Genomic DNA, 16,996 nt, shown 5'->3' on the forward strand with positions numbered 1-16,996 from the left:
GCACATCGGCGTATCCGCTTTTATAATCATTTCACCCCTACGGGGTTTTCCATAACCAACATTTTATTGTCTAGCATTATTTCACCCCTACGGGGTTCTCTGCCTATAAGCACATAGGCGTATCCGCCCTTAGAATCATGTCACCCCTCCGGGGTTTTATTCTAAGGAATTATACATAAAAGCCTAGCGCAGCGCCACGGCACAAAATCCCTATCGTTCTGTCGCAGACGAAACCAAGGGGATTTTGCTAATACGTAAAACTGGATTTTTGTTACAATATTAATCTATCATTTTCGCAGAACCCCGTAGGGGTGACATGATTGTAGAACCCCGTAGGGGTGACATGATTGTAGACGAAACGAAAGAGATTTAATAAAAAAATAAAGGGATTTCGTTATGAAATCAATATAAGAAATGATTTTTAAATGGAAAACAGGTCATAAAAAAAGACTGTCTCGGGTATGAGACAGTCTCTTAAAAAAAAAATACATCTATTTAAAAAAATTAGAAACGCATGCCTATTCCAACGCCTAGAAGTAATGGGTCTATTTTTACATCAGCAGGAATGTCTAAGGGACCACCGGCTAAATTCGAGGCATCTACGGTTACATCGGTTTTAACAAAGATTTTCTTTGCATCTAAGTTGATAAAAAATCGATCATTCAAAGCAATATCTATCCCTAGCTGAAAGGCATAACCAACTTTGTTTTCATACGAAACATTGTTAATCATATCTCCAGATTTAACGTTGTGGAAAATGGTGTAATTGACACCGGCTCCAATATAGGGTTTAAAGGATTCGCCTGCATAGAAATGGTATTGTGCTAATAACGTTGGCGGTAAAAGCCATACGCTACCTAAATCAACATCGACGTCACTTGGTAATCCAACTGCAGTAAGGTTGGATGAAGTGGTATTGACATTGTGTTTTGTAGTTCCTAAAATAAGCTCAGCAGCTATGTTTTTAGTAAAGAAATAAGTAAAATCTAGTTCTGGTATAAAATAATTATGGATATCTACATCACCGCCAATAATTCCGATAGTGGCTGTTTCTTGCGGAACTACCCCAACACCACGTAGGCGGACCATCCATTTTTTATAGTCTCTAGAACCATCCTGTTCCTGTGCCATAACACTTCCCGTAAAGAGCGTTAAACTCAATAAGGTTAATATGATTTTTTTCATGTCTATTATTTTTATTTTATAATGTAAAATTAGTGGGTTATCTAACACCTAAAAATGATACTTATCATAGAAAAATAAAGAGTTTATGCTACTTTATATTGCTTTGTAATAAATGCTGTGTAAAGAAGCAGTTTGGGGCATAGTTGAAAAGGATGGATTGTTGTTGAAATATATTGTATCTACTGCTGGTAATTGGGCTTATCGATTTTCTATTATCGTATCGCAAATGGCTTGTGCATCCTCTGCAATACCAAATATAATTCCTGATTTACGTTTGCGTAGCCAGGGGAATCCCATAAAGTAGATTCCTTTTAGTGGTGTTATTCCATTTTTGTGAATGGGATTTTGATTTTTGTCGATTACGGGAAGTTGAATCCAGTCAAAATTGGATGTAAATCCTGTTGCCCAAATTATAGTATCAATGTTGGTTAGAGCTAGTCGGGCATAGGATATAGTTGAAGGCTGTTCGGTGTCTGGCAAATCTGCGTGATCGATTTCATCCGTTGGTAGGAAATCAATGCCATGAGTATTTACATAAGTATCAACTTGTTTTTTTAAATGTGCCGAAAATCGATCGGCAAAATCGATATTAGTTGCAGTGCTATCGTCAAAATACAGATATTCGTTATCCATTTTATAAAGTCGACCAACTAAAGTTGTACCGAGTTTTCGTAAACCTTGTAAGCTTATTGTATGTCCGTAGGGACCTGTTCCTGAAACTTGTGGCTGCGTTGGAGGTGTACTTCCTTGTTCTTGGAGGTCTTGTGAGCTATGATCCATGTGTCCCATTTGATTCATCCAATCCATCATGTCTCGTCCTAAATACCTTCTCGGAGAACGGCCAACTTTGGAAGTCGCTAAATAAACAGCGTGATTTTTACATAACTCCTCGGCTAATTGACAACCGGTTTGACCATTACCGACGATTAGAATGTTTTTAGAATTTAGTTGTGTTGGGTTTTTGTAGTCTAGGGAGTGGAGTTGCTGAATACTTTTTGGTAAATTTTGCGCCATTTCCGGGATTTTTGATGTGTTCATCAATCCTGAAGCAACGACAATTTGTTTGGAATACCATCTTTCTTCTTGAGTCGCGATTTTGGCTACTGTAAAATATAGGCCGTTTTGAGTATCTTGATCAAGGCGTACTATTTCGGTGTTTTCAACTACGGGCAACTGGTTAATCCGTACGTATTCGTTTAATTGATTTAAAAATTCAAGATGACTGATAAAGGCGTTTTTATCCAATTCCTTAGCTAGGTCTTCACCCGGGAGTAAATTCATCCAGTTGGGTGTATTCAATTTAAAAGAGTCCCAACGTTGGTGTTTCCACGAAGAACCGATAGTGTTTTTTTCAAAAACGATATGGTTAATCTTGTGCTGTGTTAGGAGGTAACTGATGGCTAAGCCCGCTTGCCCAGCTCCAATTACAATAACGTCGTATATATTTTTGTTTGGCATAATAGTATTTTAAGTAATTTTGAATAAAATTAGGAATTACTCGAACTGTGGATTAACGCATTTAGGGTTATTATAGACGAATTTGAGGAAAGCATGATGCGCGAAATACAGATACACCGGGACAGTTTACAAGAGAGCCATTATGTTGATTTCTCCGAAAAGGCATACGATCTAACCCTGGAGGGTGATGTGGCACAGGGCTTTCAATTTAAAGAGGTCTCGTTTCGATCTTTACAGCTCGTTGATTGTGATTATCGTATAGCTGAAGCGGAGCACATTGCTTTAGACTTGGAAAGTACTGTATTGGAAATGCATTTTCGATTAGGAGGAAATTCAACTGCCGTATGCGATAATGGATTGGAGGTTTATGTAAATGGACTTGAGCACAGTATATTATTTCATACTAAAGGTCAAAAGAAAATAAAAATGCAAAAAACGGAGAAATCAGGTAGTTTTCTCGAAATACGGGCTTCGGTAGCAGCTTTGGAGCCGATGTTTAGTCAAGGGAATGATTTTCAGCAACGTTTTTTCGATCATTTGATTCAGGGGCATCATTATTGGCCGGGTTATACTCTACCGATTACACCTGAGATGTTTACTGTAATTCATCAATTAAAAACCTGTCCTTATAAAGGTATGATGAAGAGTTTTTACTTAGAATCTAAATTTAAGGAGTTGATTATTTTACAAGCCGATGCATATGATGATAAGCCTGTAGCAACGAGTCTTAAGTCGGCAGATATAGAGAAATTATATGCGGTCAAAGCGTTTATAGATGTGAATGTTGGTAGTAACACAACCTTAGCATATTTATCTGAAAATATGCTTATATCTACTAAAAAATTAACTCAGGGTTTTAAGCAACTCTTCAATTGTAGTGTTTTTGAATACAAAACCGAAGTGATGATGCAGAGGGCTAAACACTTGCTTTTGGAAGAAAAACTGTATGTGTTTGAAGTATCGGATCGATTGGGGTATAAAAATCAGCAACATTTTACGGTGGCCTTTAAAAAGAGATTTGGCTATTTACCAAGTTTGTTGAAACAGTGATTTTTATACAGGCAACAGTACTTAGAGCTTAAAAATTGCCCTTCTTTAAAATTTTATAAATCACGCATGCTATAGCGGTGTTTTTTAAGAATCAATTCAAAGTGTTATCATGTAAAGCGGTATCCGCTTCTGGTAGAATATGTCTTTTGTGCCGAGATGCAATCACGATAACTAAAAATCGAAATATGCTCTAATATATATAAAACGAAGATATTGTTGCTTTATGTGATATATAATATATATGTGTCAATAAATATAATTAATTTGTGAATTTTGTATTGATGTGTGCCTTTTTTGGTTATCATTGCAAGCTTTAAAAAAGCATAATATATGAATAAAATTATACTTGCTACTGCGGCCTTACTGGGTGCGATACAGATGAATGGACAAGAGTTTTCTTTTGATTCTGTTTTAGATTATGAGATACCGTCACACGAAATTCGTGTGGGTACTGTCAAATTGGCTTTAGGCGGGATTTTTGAAGGAGGTTATGAATATGTTTATCAGCCCAGACATGGTTTTGGATTTAATGTATTGGTTAATATGGATCCCAAAGAAACGGATGATAGTTATTACGAGGACTTTGCTTTAAGCCCGTATTACCGATTTTACTTTTTAAAGACTAAAAGTTATTGGGGTAAGGGTTTGTTTGCGGAAGGATTTGCAAATTTTTATTCGGGTAGAGAGATGTTAAGAGATAGAGACCTGAATAACCCGATTATTGTACTAAATGAAAAGGAACACAGGTATTTTGAAACAGCATTGGGGTTGGCTGTTGGGCAAAAATGGGTATATCAATCGGGTTTTGTAATGGAACTTAAAATAGGAGTTGGAAATAGTTTATTGGGGAATTCTGATGAGAAGGCCAATTTCAAAGGAGATTTGAGTTTGGGTTACCGCTTTTAAATGCAAACACGGAACTTAAGTAGTTCATATAGTCCTTATTGTTAGCGTTGGCGGGTTTTACTATGATTGAGTTTTTAATACCCGAGCTGTCCATGCTGATAATCAGAAGTTTTACATAAGTTTTTTTTGCAATGTTAAAAATAAGTATTAATTTTGCACAGCTTTTAGGCCAGTTAAGTTTCCTAGGAGTATTTTAAAAAGAAACCAACATCTTCTGAAGTTTTATAGCTGGTATATAGAAACTTATAAAATTCGGGATACAAATTTTTATCAGCACAAATGTCTGAACAAACAAAAACACAAGACGAGTTCTTACAAGATTTTAACTGGGAAAGCTACGAACACGGTATTGATACTGTAGACGATACGCAACTTAAAGAATTCGAAAGCTTAGTAGACAAAACTTTCATCTCTACAGATGATGAAGAAGTTGTTGAAGGGGTAGTAGTAAGAATTACTGACAGAGACGCTATCGTTGACATCAACGCTAAGTCTGAAGGAGTTATTTCTTTAAACGAATTCCGTTACAATCCAAACTTAAAAGTTGGTGACAAAGTTGAAGTATTAATCGACGTAAGAGAAGATAAATACGGACAATTGGTTCTTTCACACAGAAAAGCACGTACTATCAAAGCATGGGATCGCGTTATTTCTGCACATGAAACAGGAGAAATTGTAAACGGTTTTGTGAAATGTAGAACAAAAGGAGGAATGATCGTTGATGTATTCGGTATTGAAGCTTTCTTACCAGGATCACAAATCGACGTGAAACCAATCCGTGACTACGATCAGTACGTAAACAAAACTATGGAATTCAAAGTGGTTAAAATTAACCATGAATTCAAAAACGTAGTTGTTTCTCATAAAGCGCTTATCGAAGCAGATATCGAGGTACAGAAAAAAGAAATCATCGGTCAATTACAAAAAGGTCAAGTATTAGAAGGTGTTGTTAAAAACATTACTTCTTACGGTGTATTCATCGATCTTGGAGGTGTTGACGGTTTAATCCACATTACAGATCTTTCTTGGTCAAGAATCAATCACCCATCTGAGGTATTGGAATTAGATCAAAAATTAAACGTTGTAATCTTGGATTTCGATGACGAAAAAACAAGAATCCAATTAGGTTTAAAACAATTATTCGCTCATCCTTGGGATGCTTTAGATGCTAAACTTGCTGTTGGTGATAAAGTAAAAGGTAAAGTAGTTGTTTTAGCTGACTACGGTGCATTCATCGAAGTTGCTGAAGGTGTTGAAGGTCTAATCCACGTTTCTGAAATGTCTTGGTCTACTCACTTGAGATCAGCACAAGATTTCGTAAAAGTTGGTGACGAAGTAGAAGCAGTTATCTTGACTTTGGATAGAGAAGAGCGTAAGATGTCATTAGGTATCAAACAATTGTCTCAAGATCCTTGGACTGATATTACTTCTAAATACCCAGTTGCATCTAAACATGTAGGTATCGTTCGTAACTTTACAAACTTTGGTGTATTCGTAGAACTAGAAGAAGGAATTGATGGATTAATTTACATCTCTGACCTTTCTTGGACTAAGAAAATCAAACACCCATCTGAATTTGTTAACGTAGGTGATAAATTAGATGTTGTTGTATTGGAATTAGACGTTGAAGGTCGTAAATTATCTTTAGGTCACAAACAAACTACAGCTAACCCATGGGACAAATATGAAGATGCTTTCGCAGTTGGAACTATCCATACAGGTGAAATCTCTGAAATCGTTGACAAAGGGGCTACAGTAGAATTTGGTGACGATATCGTTGCTTTTATTCCAACTCGTCATTTAGAGAAAGAAGATGGTAAAAAATTGAAAAAAGGAGAATCAGCTGACTTCAAAGTTATTGAGTTCAATAAAGAATTCAAAAGAGTTGTTGCTTCTCACACTGCAATTTTCCGTCAGGAAGAAGAGAAAAATGTTAAATCTGTAGAGGCGAATAACAATTCAAATGCTTCAGAAAAAACAACTCTTGGAGATATCGATGCTCTAGCAGAATTGAAAGAAAGAATGGAAAAAGGAGGAAACTAATCCTGGATTCAATCTATTATATTAAAAGCCCTAACGCGAGTTAGGGCTTTTTTTTGTGCTTTATTTTTTTGTGCGTTCCCTGCGGGCGGGCTTTCCGCACTCGCTTTTTTACTGCGCTCCGCTGCGTAAAAAGAGCTCAGACAAAGCTCCAATCCCTAACGCTTAAATATGTGGAGGTTGTACGAATGCTGTATAAATAATATGCAAAGACGATACAAATCAGGTTTGTTATGGTGTGCTAAAACAGTGAAAAATGGGCTGTCGATTACAAATAGAGGACAGATACCTTACAAAAGAGCTGCAAAAGATAATGGTGAAATGAAGGCAACTGTTTTCGCTGAGATTTAAGATATGATGGTTTTGGTTGTTTCAATATAGCAGTAAGGGGTATAAGTAAAAAAGAAGTATAAAAAAACCATCTCACAACTTGAGATGGTTTTTTTATATATTTGAAAAAGTGCTAAAAACTAACTTTTTTTCTTTTTGGCTGCTATAGCTCTTTTCTTCTCTACACCACGGTTGGTCGGTTTGGTTTTACGTGGGTTACGTTTTCCAGGACCACCGAGATTGACCTTTTTATTCTTGTCAGAACGCTCGTGGAAAGCAGCTCCTTTGCTCTCGTCTTTCTTATAGCGTTTTGGGGCACTTTTTTGAATTAAGTGTTTCTTTTCGAATTCCAATAAACGATCAGAAATTTCAACTCCTTCCGGTATATCTAGTGTTTTAATTTCGCGTTCCATCAACATTTCTGCAGCAAACTTAACATCTTCTTCCTTAGGGTCAATGATGCTGATTGCGATACCCGTTTTGTCTGCACGACCGGTACGTCCAATACGGTGCATATATTGCTCAGGGCTCTCTGTAAACTGTAAGTTGATAACGTGGCTGATGTCTGAGATGTCCAAACCTCTGGCCATGATATCTGTAGTTACCAATCCGCGTAATTCGTTGTTTTGGAAATCTCTCATAGCTGTTAAACGGAAGTTCTGAGATTTATTGGAGTGAATAACCGTAAATTCTTCCGGATAAAGCACTTCCAGTTTTTCCAATACATAATCGGCGATTCGTTTGTTGTTGATAAAAATCAAAACGCGATTAAAGGTTTCTTTATCTGCTAATAAATGAGCTAGTAAATTTAATTTGGTAGTAAAATTGGGAACCAAATACAATTGCTGTTCGATTTGCTCTAATGGAGTACCTGATGGAGCCAACGTGATCTCTTCAGGGTAATCAAAATAATCTTCGAGCATCTCATCCACTTCTTCCGTCATCGTGGCGGAAAACAGGATGTTTTGCCTTTTGGATTTCATCATCGAAAGTATAGAGGTAATTTGAAATCTAAAACCGAGGTTAAGAATTTCGTCAAACTCATCGATAACCAGTTTTTGCATGGCATCAAAACGCACTACACCGTCTAATGCTAAGTCCATAGTACGACCCGGTGTACCTACTAATACATCAACACCGGCGTAAACCGCTTTCTTTTGTGTATTGATATTAACACCTCCATAAATACCCAAAGTACGGATAGACATGTATTGGGTTAGTTTTTCGACCTCTGCAGCAACTTGTACTACTAATTCTCTGGTGGGAACAATTATGACCACTCTAGGAGTATCGGTCTTAGCAAATTTCCATTGTTTTAGGATAGGCAATAAATAGGCATAGGTTTTTCCAGTACCCGTTTGTGCAATTCCCATAACATCTCTTCCGGACAATATAGCTGAGAAAGATTTTTCCTGAATTGGGGTGGGGTGATTGATATTTAACTCACTTAAGGCTTTATCTAAAGCTTTAGGGAGATTAAAATGTTCGAAAGTGATCATAAAAATTCAATTTCGACAAAGATACGCTTTTTATTATTTTTAAATCGGCAGTGGGTAAGCCGATTAAATGATTTTTTTTATCACGCGTAGTTTGTGGGTGTGTCTGCCGCTGTCAACGTTGCAGATACCGAGGTGGTCTAGGCGGTCGATACGCACCTTTCCGTGAGCGTGAATGATGTAGTTGTTTTCCATAATAATCCCAACGTGAACTATCATGCCTTCTTCATTGTCAAAAAAGGCTAAGTCGCCGACTTCGCTTTCTTCAATAAAGCTCAAAGCTTCACCAATGGTTGCTTGTTGCGAAGCATCTCTTGGAATTTGGTAGCCGTTTATGGCATATACCATTTGTGTAAAACCCGAGCAATCGATACCAAAAGGAGTTTTACCACCCCATAAATAGGGTGCGTTTAAATACAAAAATGCTGTATTGAGCAAGTTGGTTTTGGCTGATTTTCCAGTTAGTGTGGTGCCTTCAAACGCAAATTGTTGGGTGTTGATTTGGGGATTATTTAAAAAAGTAAGGTTGCTTCCCAATGGAATTGGAATCAAAGCGTGATCAGGAGTAGTGATAAAATCAATTAAATCCCCACTGAGTACGGCATTTGTCTGAGATAAACTTTTAAATTCTGCTTCCGAGATAATTTGATATTGCTTGTTGTCAATCCATCCCTGATAGCGGTCAAAAGCCAATTCGATCAGTGACCATTTTGGCGTTTGCTCCAAAATGCTAAAGTGTTCTCCAAATAAAACCTGCGTCACCATTTCACTGGTATCAGCGGGATCTTTACGTAAAGGAACTATAGCGAGATTACAGATGGCAAACATGAGCTTGGGATTTATGATACAAAAGTAAAAGATGAGTTTTGATTTTACAATCAAAACCCATCTTTTTGTGGGGTTACAGTGTGTTTAGATTCTTTCGATAACCATTGCAGAAGCACCACCACCACCATTACAGATTGCGGCAGCTCCTATTTTTGCATTATTTTGTTCCAATACACTTAATAAAGTTACGATAATTCTAGCGCCTGAACAACCTAGAGGGTGACCTAAAGAAACCGCTCCACCGTTCACGTTAATTTTATCAGCATCTAAATTTAATATTTTAGCATTAGCCAAACCAACTACTGCAAAAGCCTCATTGAATTCGAAGAAGTCAACATCTCCTAATTCTAAATTCGCTTTTTTAAGTGCTTTTGGCAAAGCTTTAGCAGGAGCTGTAGTAAACCATTGTGGCTCTTGAGCAGCATCTGCGTATCCTTTGATATAAGCTAAAGGTTTTAATCCCAATTCCAAAGCTTTTTCTTCACTCATCAATACTACAGCTGCAGCACCATCATTGATAGTAGAAGCATTAGCAGCAGTCACGGTACCGTCTTTAGTAAACACGGCGTTAAGTGTAGGAATACGATCTAATTTAACATTGGTGTACTCCTCATCTTTAGTAACCATGATCGGGTCACCTTTTCTTTGTGGAACGGCAACTGGAACGATTTCACTATTGAATTTTCCAGCTTCCCAAGCTTGAGCAGATTTCGTGTATGAAGCAATGGCAAAAGCATCTTGCTCTTCACGAGAGATATTATATTCTGTAGCACATAAGTCAGCACAAACTCCCATAGCATTATTGTCATAAGCATCGGTAAGTCCATCTTTTTGCATACCATCTACCAAAGTAGTAGGTCCAAATTTCTGACCGTTTCTCATCGGTAAATAGTGAGGAATCATGCTCATGTTTTCCATACCACCAGCAACAACGATTTCAGCATCACCGCTCATAATAGCTTGAGCACCTTGCATAATCGCTTTCATACCAGAAGCACAAACTTTATTTACTGTAGTACAAGCAACTTCATTAGACAATCCTGCAAATATGGCTGCCTGGCGTGCTGGTGCTTGACCAACTCCTGCCTGTACAACGTTACCCATAATTACTTCATCAACAAGTTTTGGATCAAGGTTGATTTTTTCTAAGGCTCCTTTAATTGCAGTAGCACCTAACTTAGGGGCAGGAACTGTAGATAGGGCTCCCAAGAAACTTCCGATTGGAGTCCTTGCTGCTGAAACGATTACGATTTTTTTATTCATGATTGATAGTTTTTATTAGTTTGAATACGCGAATTTAATGAATATTCGGCAATTAAACGGTATTATTATCTTTCTAAAAGACTTTTTAAGCCCGCTTACCAACGACTTTTGAAGAATTCGATAATTAATATTTAAATTTTTAATTTTTTTATAATAACTAGGCGGCTGATAATTAGTGGTTTTGCTTTCGATGACGAAAATATTCGTGATTTTTGTCTCAAAACACTTGTGTGAATTGAAAAGTTGTAGTACGTTTGCAACCGCAAAGAGAGTAATTCTCTTTTGCAACGGAGAGGTGCCGGAGTGGTAACGGAGCAGATTGCTAATCTGTCGACGGGTGACTGTCGCCAGGGTTCGAGTCCCTGTCTCTCCGCAACTTCGGGGTGTAGCGTAGCTCGGTTATCGCGCCTGGTTTGGGACCAGGAGGTCGCAGGTTCGAATCCTGCCACCCCGACCAATAAAACCCAAAAAGATTATGGTCCAATAGCTCAGCTGGATAGAGCAACTGCCTTCTAAGCAGTAGGTCCCAGGTTCGAATCCTGGTTGGATCACAAAAAGCCTCAACGAAAGTTGAGGCTTTTTTGTTTTATAGCAGTAAATTTACCTTCTAATGAATTTCCCGACACTACTGCTAGAACGTCTAAACGTACAACACCCCAGCTTTTGGACAATTTCGTATCGTTAGGTTTAGCCGGAAGTCGATAAAATAAAAAAAATGATTTTAAAAACAGAACGATTGAAATTGCGGCTGTGGCGTGAGACCGATGCGGGAGCTTTATACGAATATGCCAAAGACGAGCGAATTGGTCCCATTGCAGGATGGCCGCCACATCGAAGTGTAGCGGAAAGTGCAGAAATAATCCGTACGGTATTTGCACATGAAGGGATCTTTGCGGTGACACTAGCAGAGGATGATAAGGCGATAGGTCTTGTTGGGTTGCTGCTTGGTTCCGATAGTAATTTTGACATAGCCGCTAACGAGGGAGAAGTTTCCTATTGGATTGGAGTGCCTTTTTGGGGAAGGGGACTGATACCGGAAGCGGTATGTGAAATTTTGCGTTATGGATTTGAGGACTTAAAGCTGCAGTCTATTTGGAGTGGTTGTTTTGATAATAATGCACAATCAAAAAAGGTACAGGAGAAATGCGGATTTAAGTATCAGTATACGCAGGAGAGTCAGTTGTCATTTTTGAATAATGAAAAACGAAGGGAATTGGTCAGTAGGATTACTCGTGAAGAATGGGTGTTGAAAACGGTGGTTAAATAGGCGGAATAAACCAGGAGTTGTTGTAATTGATTGGTTATGAATAGCTATGATTATTACTAAAAATTATCAAGTGTATAAGTTTGTAATTGATAAATTTTTTTCCTAGGTTTGCAATCGCAAAGGGGGTAATTCTCTAGAGCAAGGAGAGGTGCCGGAGTGGTAACGGAGCAGATTGCTAATCTGTCGACGGGTGACTGTCGCCAGGGTTCGAGTCCCTGTCTCTCCGCAACTTCGGGGTGTAGCGTAGCTCGGTTATCGCGCCTGGTTTGGGACCAGGAGGTCGCAGGTTCGAATCCTGCCACCCCGACAAAAAAGCTCTAACGAAAGTTAGGGCTTTTTTTATGCGCTAAAACGGCGTAAGCTTGCTTAAGCGCCGTTTTAGGGATTATAAACGAAAACAGTTAGCGCGCCCAGCGCTAAGTTGCTTTTTTGTCGAATTTTTCCTCTGGGATGCCGTAGCGCAGCGGTAGGAATCTAGACGTACAATTGTAATGCCATTGCTCTTAAACTCTTTGAATTTTCGTTTTTTTCTAACGGTCACAGCTACTGATTTATTTGGTCAGGTTGTTGGGAACACCGATAATTCCTCCCAATACTGTTGTGTTTCTAACCTAAGAGAAAGCGGGTGTTGAGAAACAAAGCGCTAATCTCCCACATATAAAAAAGCTAATTTTGTTTATACCGAGAAGTATATTCATCAATTAAACGCACAACTAAATATTGCATTACCAAATCAAACGATTTTGAATTGTGTTTGTATACAAGCTAAAGTTCTTTACTTCTATTTTATCAACTTTTCCAATCTCGCAAGCATGTCGTCTTTTTCTTTCAACATACGCTCATAGAGTGCGATTTTAGCATCATAAAGACTAACTATTTTATCAATTGGGTTGAATTCACAGTCTGTGTAGTTTGCATTATTATTTAGTGTGCCACTTCCAGAATTTGCTCCTTCGTAATTGTTTTGAATATTTACAATAGCTTGTTCCTCATCAAAGTTTTCAATAGCTTCGACAGGAATCTTAAGCAAGCTAGCTATTTGAGCAAGCATACTTTTTTCAACCGTTTCTTTTTGTTCCAGCAGCGACACTTTTTGTTGGTTCCAATCATCGCCAAGTTCAAAGGCTAAAGCGTCTTGTTTGATACCGAGCATTTCACGAAAACGCTTAATATTTCTGCCATGATGTGTTTTTTTGTGGGTATTGGTCTTATTCATGGTTTCAAAATTACTATATTCTTTGAACTAAAGATAATAAATTGCCTGTTAAAAACGAGTGATTCTATGTGAAATACAAGATTTATGTGTTTTTAACAAGAACCCAAATATGTTTATTTATAGTGTAACTTAAAATAAACGAAAATGAAAAACACAGAAATAAAGCAATTAAAAAACAAGAAAACTAATGATTTGTAAAAAATATGCAAAGCGAAAGGATAGTTACTTTAACGTATCCCCATCGTTGTTCTAAGTGGAAAATGGTTAAAAGAAAGCGGTTTTAAACCTGGTCATCAAATTGATGTGACCTATGTGGATCGTTACAGACTACTTATTAGTCTGGCGAGAGAACAACGCTTCAAAATTCGCTAAGAAGAAGTTTGTTTTCTTTAGGCTTTTGATTAATATTCTATATTTTAAATGGGGCTATAATCCGCACAATATTTTTAGCATCCTAGCCACCTCAAGATCCATTCTTGAAAAGGCAAACCATTTTTTGCCTAGATCTTTTAATGATGCTCCGATATGATAAAGCTCCGTACCGTCAATTATCATAAATCGGTCGTGAGCATCGGAGAAAACCTCAATCTCAATCGGAGGATATTGGCTGTTGTACCTTTGTAAATCCAGACTTAACTGATTGCTGATGCTCTTGGTATATATTGTTGCGGTCACTTTGTTAGTGCGCTTTCCTAATAAGGTAAGTACTGTATCATCTACATAATTATCAATAAGTATGATGGAGGTTTTTGCATTTCGGATGATATTGGATACAAAAGTATAAGCATCAAAAATCTGACCATCATAAAAAATACCTTTATCACTGTGTAGTTTATCTCTTTCCAATGCTTTAAAGATTGCTTCAAACTTTTTGTCTGACTCCAATTGCTTCAATTCCATTTTATCCAATCGTTGAAAAAGCGATGCATTACTAATAAGTATTTTACGCATGTCTACAAAAGCATTCATAATCTCAATGCTCACTTTTATAGCCACATCACTCCGAAGTACAGCAGAAATCATTGCAATACCTTGTTCAGTAAAAACATAGGGTAAATAACGTCTTCCGCCGTAGCTTAAACTTGAGGTTCCAATTTGGAACCTCAAGTTTTCAACTTCCTCTTTGCTCAGTTGAAAGCAGAAAGAAGTAGGAAACCTTTCAATATTTCTTTTTACTGCTTTGTTTAGGTTCTTTGTTTCCACTTGATATAAGGAAGCAAGGTCGCTGTCAAGCATCACTTGCTTGCCACGAATGGTATAGATTAAATTCTCTATTTCTTTTTGAGCTGTGATAGGTTTAGTAGTCATTGTTTTTTCAATATTCTGATTATATGTAGGTTGAACGATAAATATAATTATTTTTTCTTTTTATTTTCAAATTCAAATGAGGTTATACAATCTTCTTTCAATACGATATACGCATCGAATTTCTTTCCAGCCTTGCTTTTCATCCCTTTAATGAATGTAGTTTTTATTTTATTGATAAAGCTCTCAATATCAGCTATTCCGATATGTACGCCACACACATTGCTGAACTGTAACCAACTACAAAGTTCGTTGGGAGACTTCACAATTTGATTAAAAAAAATCAGTTGCTCGTTTTTGCATTTGGGCAAAGTTAGTTGTGGCGCATTTTCTTGAATTATTGCAGATTCCAATAGCTCATTGATAATCGTTGTATCAAATAATTCCTGTTTTTAAGGAAAGCCAAAGCGTCATTTTCGCTGTTTTCATTTTTTTTAATGCAACTGTATCAGTGATGTTACTTTTAAAACTTGTCCGAGTTCAATTATTTACGAGGAATACAAAGAATAGCTTTTAATCTAAATCGGAAGAATTTGGTTTGTATTTTAAGGGGATATTATTGATGCTGTGGATAAACTGAGTTGTTGTCTGATTTGTTTGTGTTTTAAAGAATCTCATCAGATGGTTTGATTCTGAAAAATGAAGTGTGTAGGCTATTTCGCTAATAGTTTTGTTGGAGTGTAGTAGTAAGTTTTGTATTTCAAAAAGAAGTCGTTGTTTTAGTAATTGAGTCGCTGTAGTATTGAACTGGGCTTTGACGGCTTTATTAAGCGAAATTCGGCTGATGCCAAGCATTTCTGTATAATCTGCAATCCGTTGCTTCTCCTTGATATGGATTTCCATTAGACTCTTAAAGAGAAAAGCAGAATTGTTTTCGGATTTATTTAAAGACAAGCTGTGTTGATTGGCGTATTGTCGATTTAAGGTTTGTAACAGATAGTACAACAAAGAGCGAATAATATGAACACTATCAGATTGAGTATCCAGCAGTTCCTTTTTAATCTCTGTCAACAGTCCGCAGTATTTTAATAATTCCTCCGTATTTATAGTCATTTTCAAAGGGTGAACTAACTGATAAAAATAGAGTAATCGGTACGTAAATAGTTTGTCTGCGAAAAAATCATTTAAAAATGCTTCTTGAAAAACCAAAGTAGTTACTTCAAGGTCATTTGATTCAAATTTCCATTTTCGTTTTTGGAAGGGTGAAATAAAGATAATAGAACCCGCGGTTAGTTGAATTTCTTTCTGGTTTAGAAGCAGTATACCGTTTGCTTTTTTAAAAACTAAAATCTCAAAATGATCGGTATCATAAATGCCTAAATGGGTATAATCAATATCTTCTTCTGTCAATACATTTAGCAGAAAATCAACACCGCATTCCGTTTTGTGAAATTTTATCGTTTTCATATTCCACCTTTTAGCCTATAAAAATAGCGAATTTTTTTTAAAAAGAGTTTGTATCGACAAGCTTTGCGTTAGTATATGGTTTATCAAAATGGTAGTATTCAATATCTTTTTGATACCTAAAATATAACGCCTTGTATGGACCTTTGTATAGAACTCATTAATCCCAAAGACTTAATATTTAAGTGTGGGATAGTATTAAAGAATAATATAGAAACTTATGAAAAGAAATCTTTTAGTAGGATTGATGCTGACCGCTAACTTAGCCATGGCACAAATTAATCTGGAAAAATCGGCAACCACAAGCGTTCAGTTGGTTAGAAATGCAACATTGTTGGTAGAGTATGGTGGCAAAAAGATTTTGGTAGACCCCATGTTATCTCCTAAAGGTGTTATGGAGTCTTGGGCTGGAATCGAGAAAAACCCTACAGTGGATTTAGTATTACCCATACATCAAATTGTCGAAGATCTTGACTTGGTTTTGGTGACCCATGTACATCCTGATCATTTTGATGATGCCGCGATTAAAGTTCTAGATAAATCTATAAAAGTGGTAAACCAGCCCGCAGATAAGACATTTTTTGAAAAGCATGGCTTTAGTAATGCAAGCGTTGTAGACGACAACATATTATGGCATGCTATAAGTATCACGCGTATAGATGCGCAGCACGGCTCTGGAGAGGTACTGGAAATGATGGGCAAGACATCGGGCTTTGTGTTAAAGGCAAAAAATCAACCGACGGTGTATATTGTTGGAGATGCAGTCTGGACAGATGAAGTTAAGAGCACTATCAAAAAATTTAATCCGGACTATATCATTGTTAATTCCGGAGGGGCGTTTATTCAAGGTTTCGACGCTACACCGATCATCATGGATGAAGCACAAACTATGGATTTGATAAGGCATAGTGGTAAGGCTAAGGTAATTGCTGTACATATGGAAGCCTTGGATCATTGTCGAACAACTAGAAAATCTTTAAAAGAGAAAGCTGCCGAATTCAATATCGGATCAGACAAATTGATAATTCCTCAGGATGGAGAAAAAATCATACTTTCTCTTTAAGCTATATTAATTCACTTAGTTAGAAAGATGCTGTTTAAATTTCTCAACGTGCAAGGGATCGTTGTAATCATAAATGACAGCTTTGATATATTTATATAGAGCATCTGTTTATCATTAATGTCGACAAATTTATGTACCGTATTGTTTTTAAGCGATAGATTGTTCCCCGATTTAAAACAGGAGTT

15 protein-coding genes and 5 tRNA genes are annotated in these 16,996 nt (G+C 37.0%); 11 read left to right on the forward strand and 9 right to left on the reverse strand.

Annotation, left to right across the window (positions count from 1 at the left end):
* Positions 1-504: 504 nt before the first annotated feature.
* The gene (locus tag KO524_RS08515) at positions 505-1,185 is read right to left on the reverse strand and encodes an OmpW family protein (RefSeq protein ID WP_219292952.1); all 681 of its coding nucleotides are present in this window, start codon (positions 1,183-1,185) and stop codon (positions 505-507) included.
* Between the two features lie 198 nt (positions 1,186-1,383).
* Positions 1,384-2,643, reverse strand: coding sequence for an NAD(P)-binding domain-containing protein (locus KO524_RS08520; RefSeq protein ID WP_219292954.1), 1,260 nt, complete (start codon positions 2,641-2,643; stop codon positions 1,384-1,386).
* A 93-nt stretch (positions 2,644-2,736) separates the two neighbouring features.
* Between KO524_RS08520 and KO524_RS08525 the strand changes: the two genes are divergently transcribed.
* From KO524_RS08525 to rpsA, 3 genes are all read left to right on the forward strand, one after another.
* A complete protein-coding gene (locus KO524_RS08525) occupies positions 2,737-3,693 on the forward strand; it encodes an AraC family transcriptional regulator (protein ID WP_219292956.1) in 957 nt (318 codons plus the stop codon).
* A gap of 330 nt (positions 3,694-4,023) precedes the next feature.
* The gene (locus KO524_RS08530; protein ID WP_219292958.1) at positions 4,024-4,599 is read left to right on the forward strand and encodes a hypothetical protein; all 576 of its coding nucleotides are present in this window, start codon (positions 4,024-4,026) and stop codon (positions 4,597-4,599) included.
* 279 nt (positions 4,600-4,878) lie between these two features.
* The gene (rpsA, locus tag KO524_RS08535; protein ID WP_219292960.1) at positions 4,879-6,642 is read left to right on the forward strand and encodes a 30S ribosomal protein S1; all 1,764 of its coding nucleotides are present in this window, start codon (positions 4,879-4,881) and stop codon (positions 6,640-6,642) included.
* 467 nt (positions 6,643-7,109) lie between these two features.
* Here rpsA and KO524_RS08540 read toward each other — a convergent pair whose 3' ends face one another.
* From KO524_RS08540 to KO524_RS08550, 3 genes are all read right to left on the reverse strand, one after another.
* The gene (locus tag KO524_RS08540) at positions 7,110-8,468 is read right to left on the reverse strand and encodes a DEAD/DEAH box helicase (protein ID WP_219292962.1); all 1,359 of its coding nucleotides are present in this window, start codon (positions 8,466-8,468) and stop codon (positions 7,110-7,112) included.
* 63 nt (positions 8,469-8,531) lie between these two features.
* Complete coding sequence (locus KO524_RS08545) at positions 8,532-9,293, reverse strand: C40 family peptidase (protein WP_219292964.1); 762 nt, start codon at positions 9,291-9,293, stop codon at positions 8,532-8,534.
* Between the two features lie 84 nt (positions 9,294-9,377).
* Positions 9,378-10,556: an acetyl-CoA C-acyltransferase gene (locus tag KO524_RS08550; RefSeq protein WP_219292966.1), complete on the reverse strand. Its 1,179-nt coding sequence runs from the start codon at positions 10,554-10,556 to the stop codon at positions 9,378-9,380.
* Positions 10,557-10,845: 289 nt separating this feature from the next.
* Here KO524_RS08550 and KO524_RS08555 point away from each other — a divergent pair.
* From KO524_RS08555 to KO524_RS08580, 6 genes are all read left to right on the forward strand, one after another.
* A tRNA-Ser gene (locus KO524_RS08555) sits at positions 10,846-10,929 on the forward strand.
* A 6-nt stretch (positions 10,930-10,935) separates the two neighbouring features.
* Positions 10,936-11,013: transfer RNA gene (locus tag KO524_RS08560), tRNA-Pro, on the forward strand.
* 20 nt (positions 11,014-11,033) lie between these two features.
* Positions 11,034-11,107 (forward strand) — tRNA-Arg (locus KO524_RS08565).
* 164 nt (positions 11,108-11,271) lie between these two features.
* Positions 11,272-11,823 (forward strand): GNAT family N-acetyltransferase, encoded by a 552-nt coding sequence (locus KO524_RS08570; RefSeq protein WP_219292968.1) that lies wholly within the window; start codon positions 11,272-11,274, stop codon positions 11,821-11,823.
* Positions 11,824-11,965: 142 nt separating this feature from the next.
* A tRNA-Ser gene (locus KO524_RS08575) sits at positions 11,966-12,049 on the forward strand.
* Between the two features lie 6 nt (positions 12,050-12,055).
* Positions 12,056-12,130 (forward strand) — tRNA-Pro (locus tag KO524_RS08580).
* 474 nt (positions 12,131-12,604) lie between these two features.
* Here KO524_RS08580 and KO524_RS08585 read toward each other — a convergent pair.
* Positions 12,605-13,039, reverse strand: a complete 435-nt coding sequence (locus KO524_RS08585; protein ID WP_219292970.1) for a helix-turn-helix transcriptional regulator — start codon at positions 13,037-13,039, stop codon at positions 12,605-12,607.
* A gap of 240 nt (positions 13,040-13,279) precedes the next feature.
* On the opposite strand from KO524_RS08585, the gene KO524_RS15570 reads away from it, so the two are divergent.
* On the forward strand, positions 13,280-13,411 hold the full coding sequence (locus tag KO524_RS15570; RefSeq protein WP_370629722.1) for a hypothetical protein: 132 nt from the start codon (positions 13,280-13,282) through the stop codon (positions 13,409-13,411).
* A 54-nt stretch (positions 13,412-13,465) separates the two neighbouring features.
* Here the strand turns inward: KO524_RS15570 and KO524_RS08590 are convergent, their stop codons facing one another.
* The 3 genes from KO524_RS08590 to KO524_RS08600 all read right to left on the reverse strand — a co-directional run bounded on the left by KO524_RS08590 (position 13,466) and on the right by KO524_RS08600 (position 15,751).
* On the reverse strand, positions 13,466-14,347 hold the full coding sequence (locus KO524_RS08590) for an ORF6N domain-containing protein (protein ID WP_219292972.1): 882 nt from the start codon (positions 14,345-14,347) through the stop codon (positions 13,466-13,468).
* Positions 14,348-14,394: 47 nt separating this feature from the next.
* On the reverse strand, positions 14,395-14,697 hold the full coding sequence (locus KO524_RS08595; protein WP_255555203.1) for a topoisomerase C-terminal repeat-containing protein: 303 nt from the start codon (positions 14,695-14,697) through the stop codon (positions 14,395-14,397).
* A gap of 160 nt (positions 14,698-14,857) precedes the next feature.
* Positions 14,858-15,751, reverse strand: a complete 894-nt coding sequence (locus tag KO524_RS08600; RefSeq protein ID WP_219292974.1) for an AraC family transcriptional regulator — start codon at positions 15,749-15,751, stop codon at positions 14,858-14,860.
* A 217-nt stretch (positions 15,752-15,968) separates the two neighbouring features.
* Between KO524_RS08600 and KO524_RS08605 the strand changes: the two genes are divergently transcribed.
* Complete coding sequence (locus tag KO524_RS08605; RefSeq protein WP_219292976.1) at positions 15,969-16,811, forward strand: MBL fold metallo-hydrolase; 843 nt, start codon at positions 15,969-15,971, stop codon at positions 16,809-16,811.
* The last annotated feature ends 185 nt before the right edge of the window (positions 16,812-16,996 follow it).

It is taken from the genome of Flavobacterium sp. NKUCC04_CG, from assembly GCF_019345525.1.
Classification (GTDB): domain Bacteria; phylum Bacteroidota; class Bacteroidia; order Flavobacteriales; family Flavobacteriaceae; genus Flavobacterium.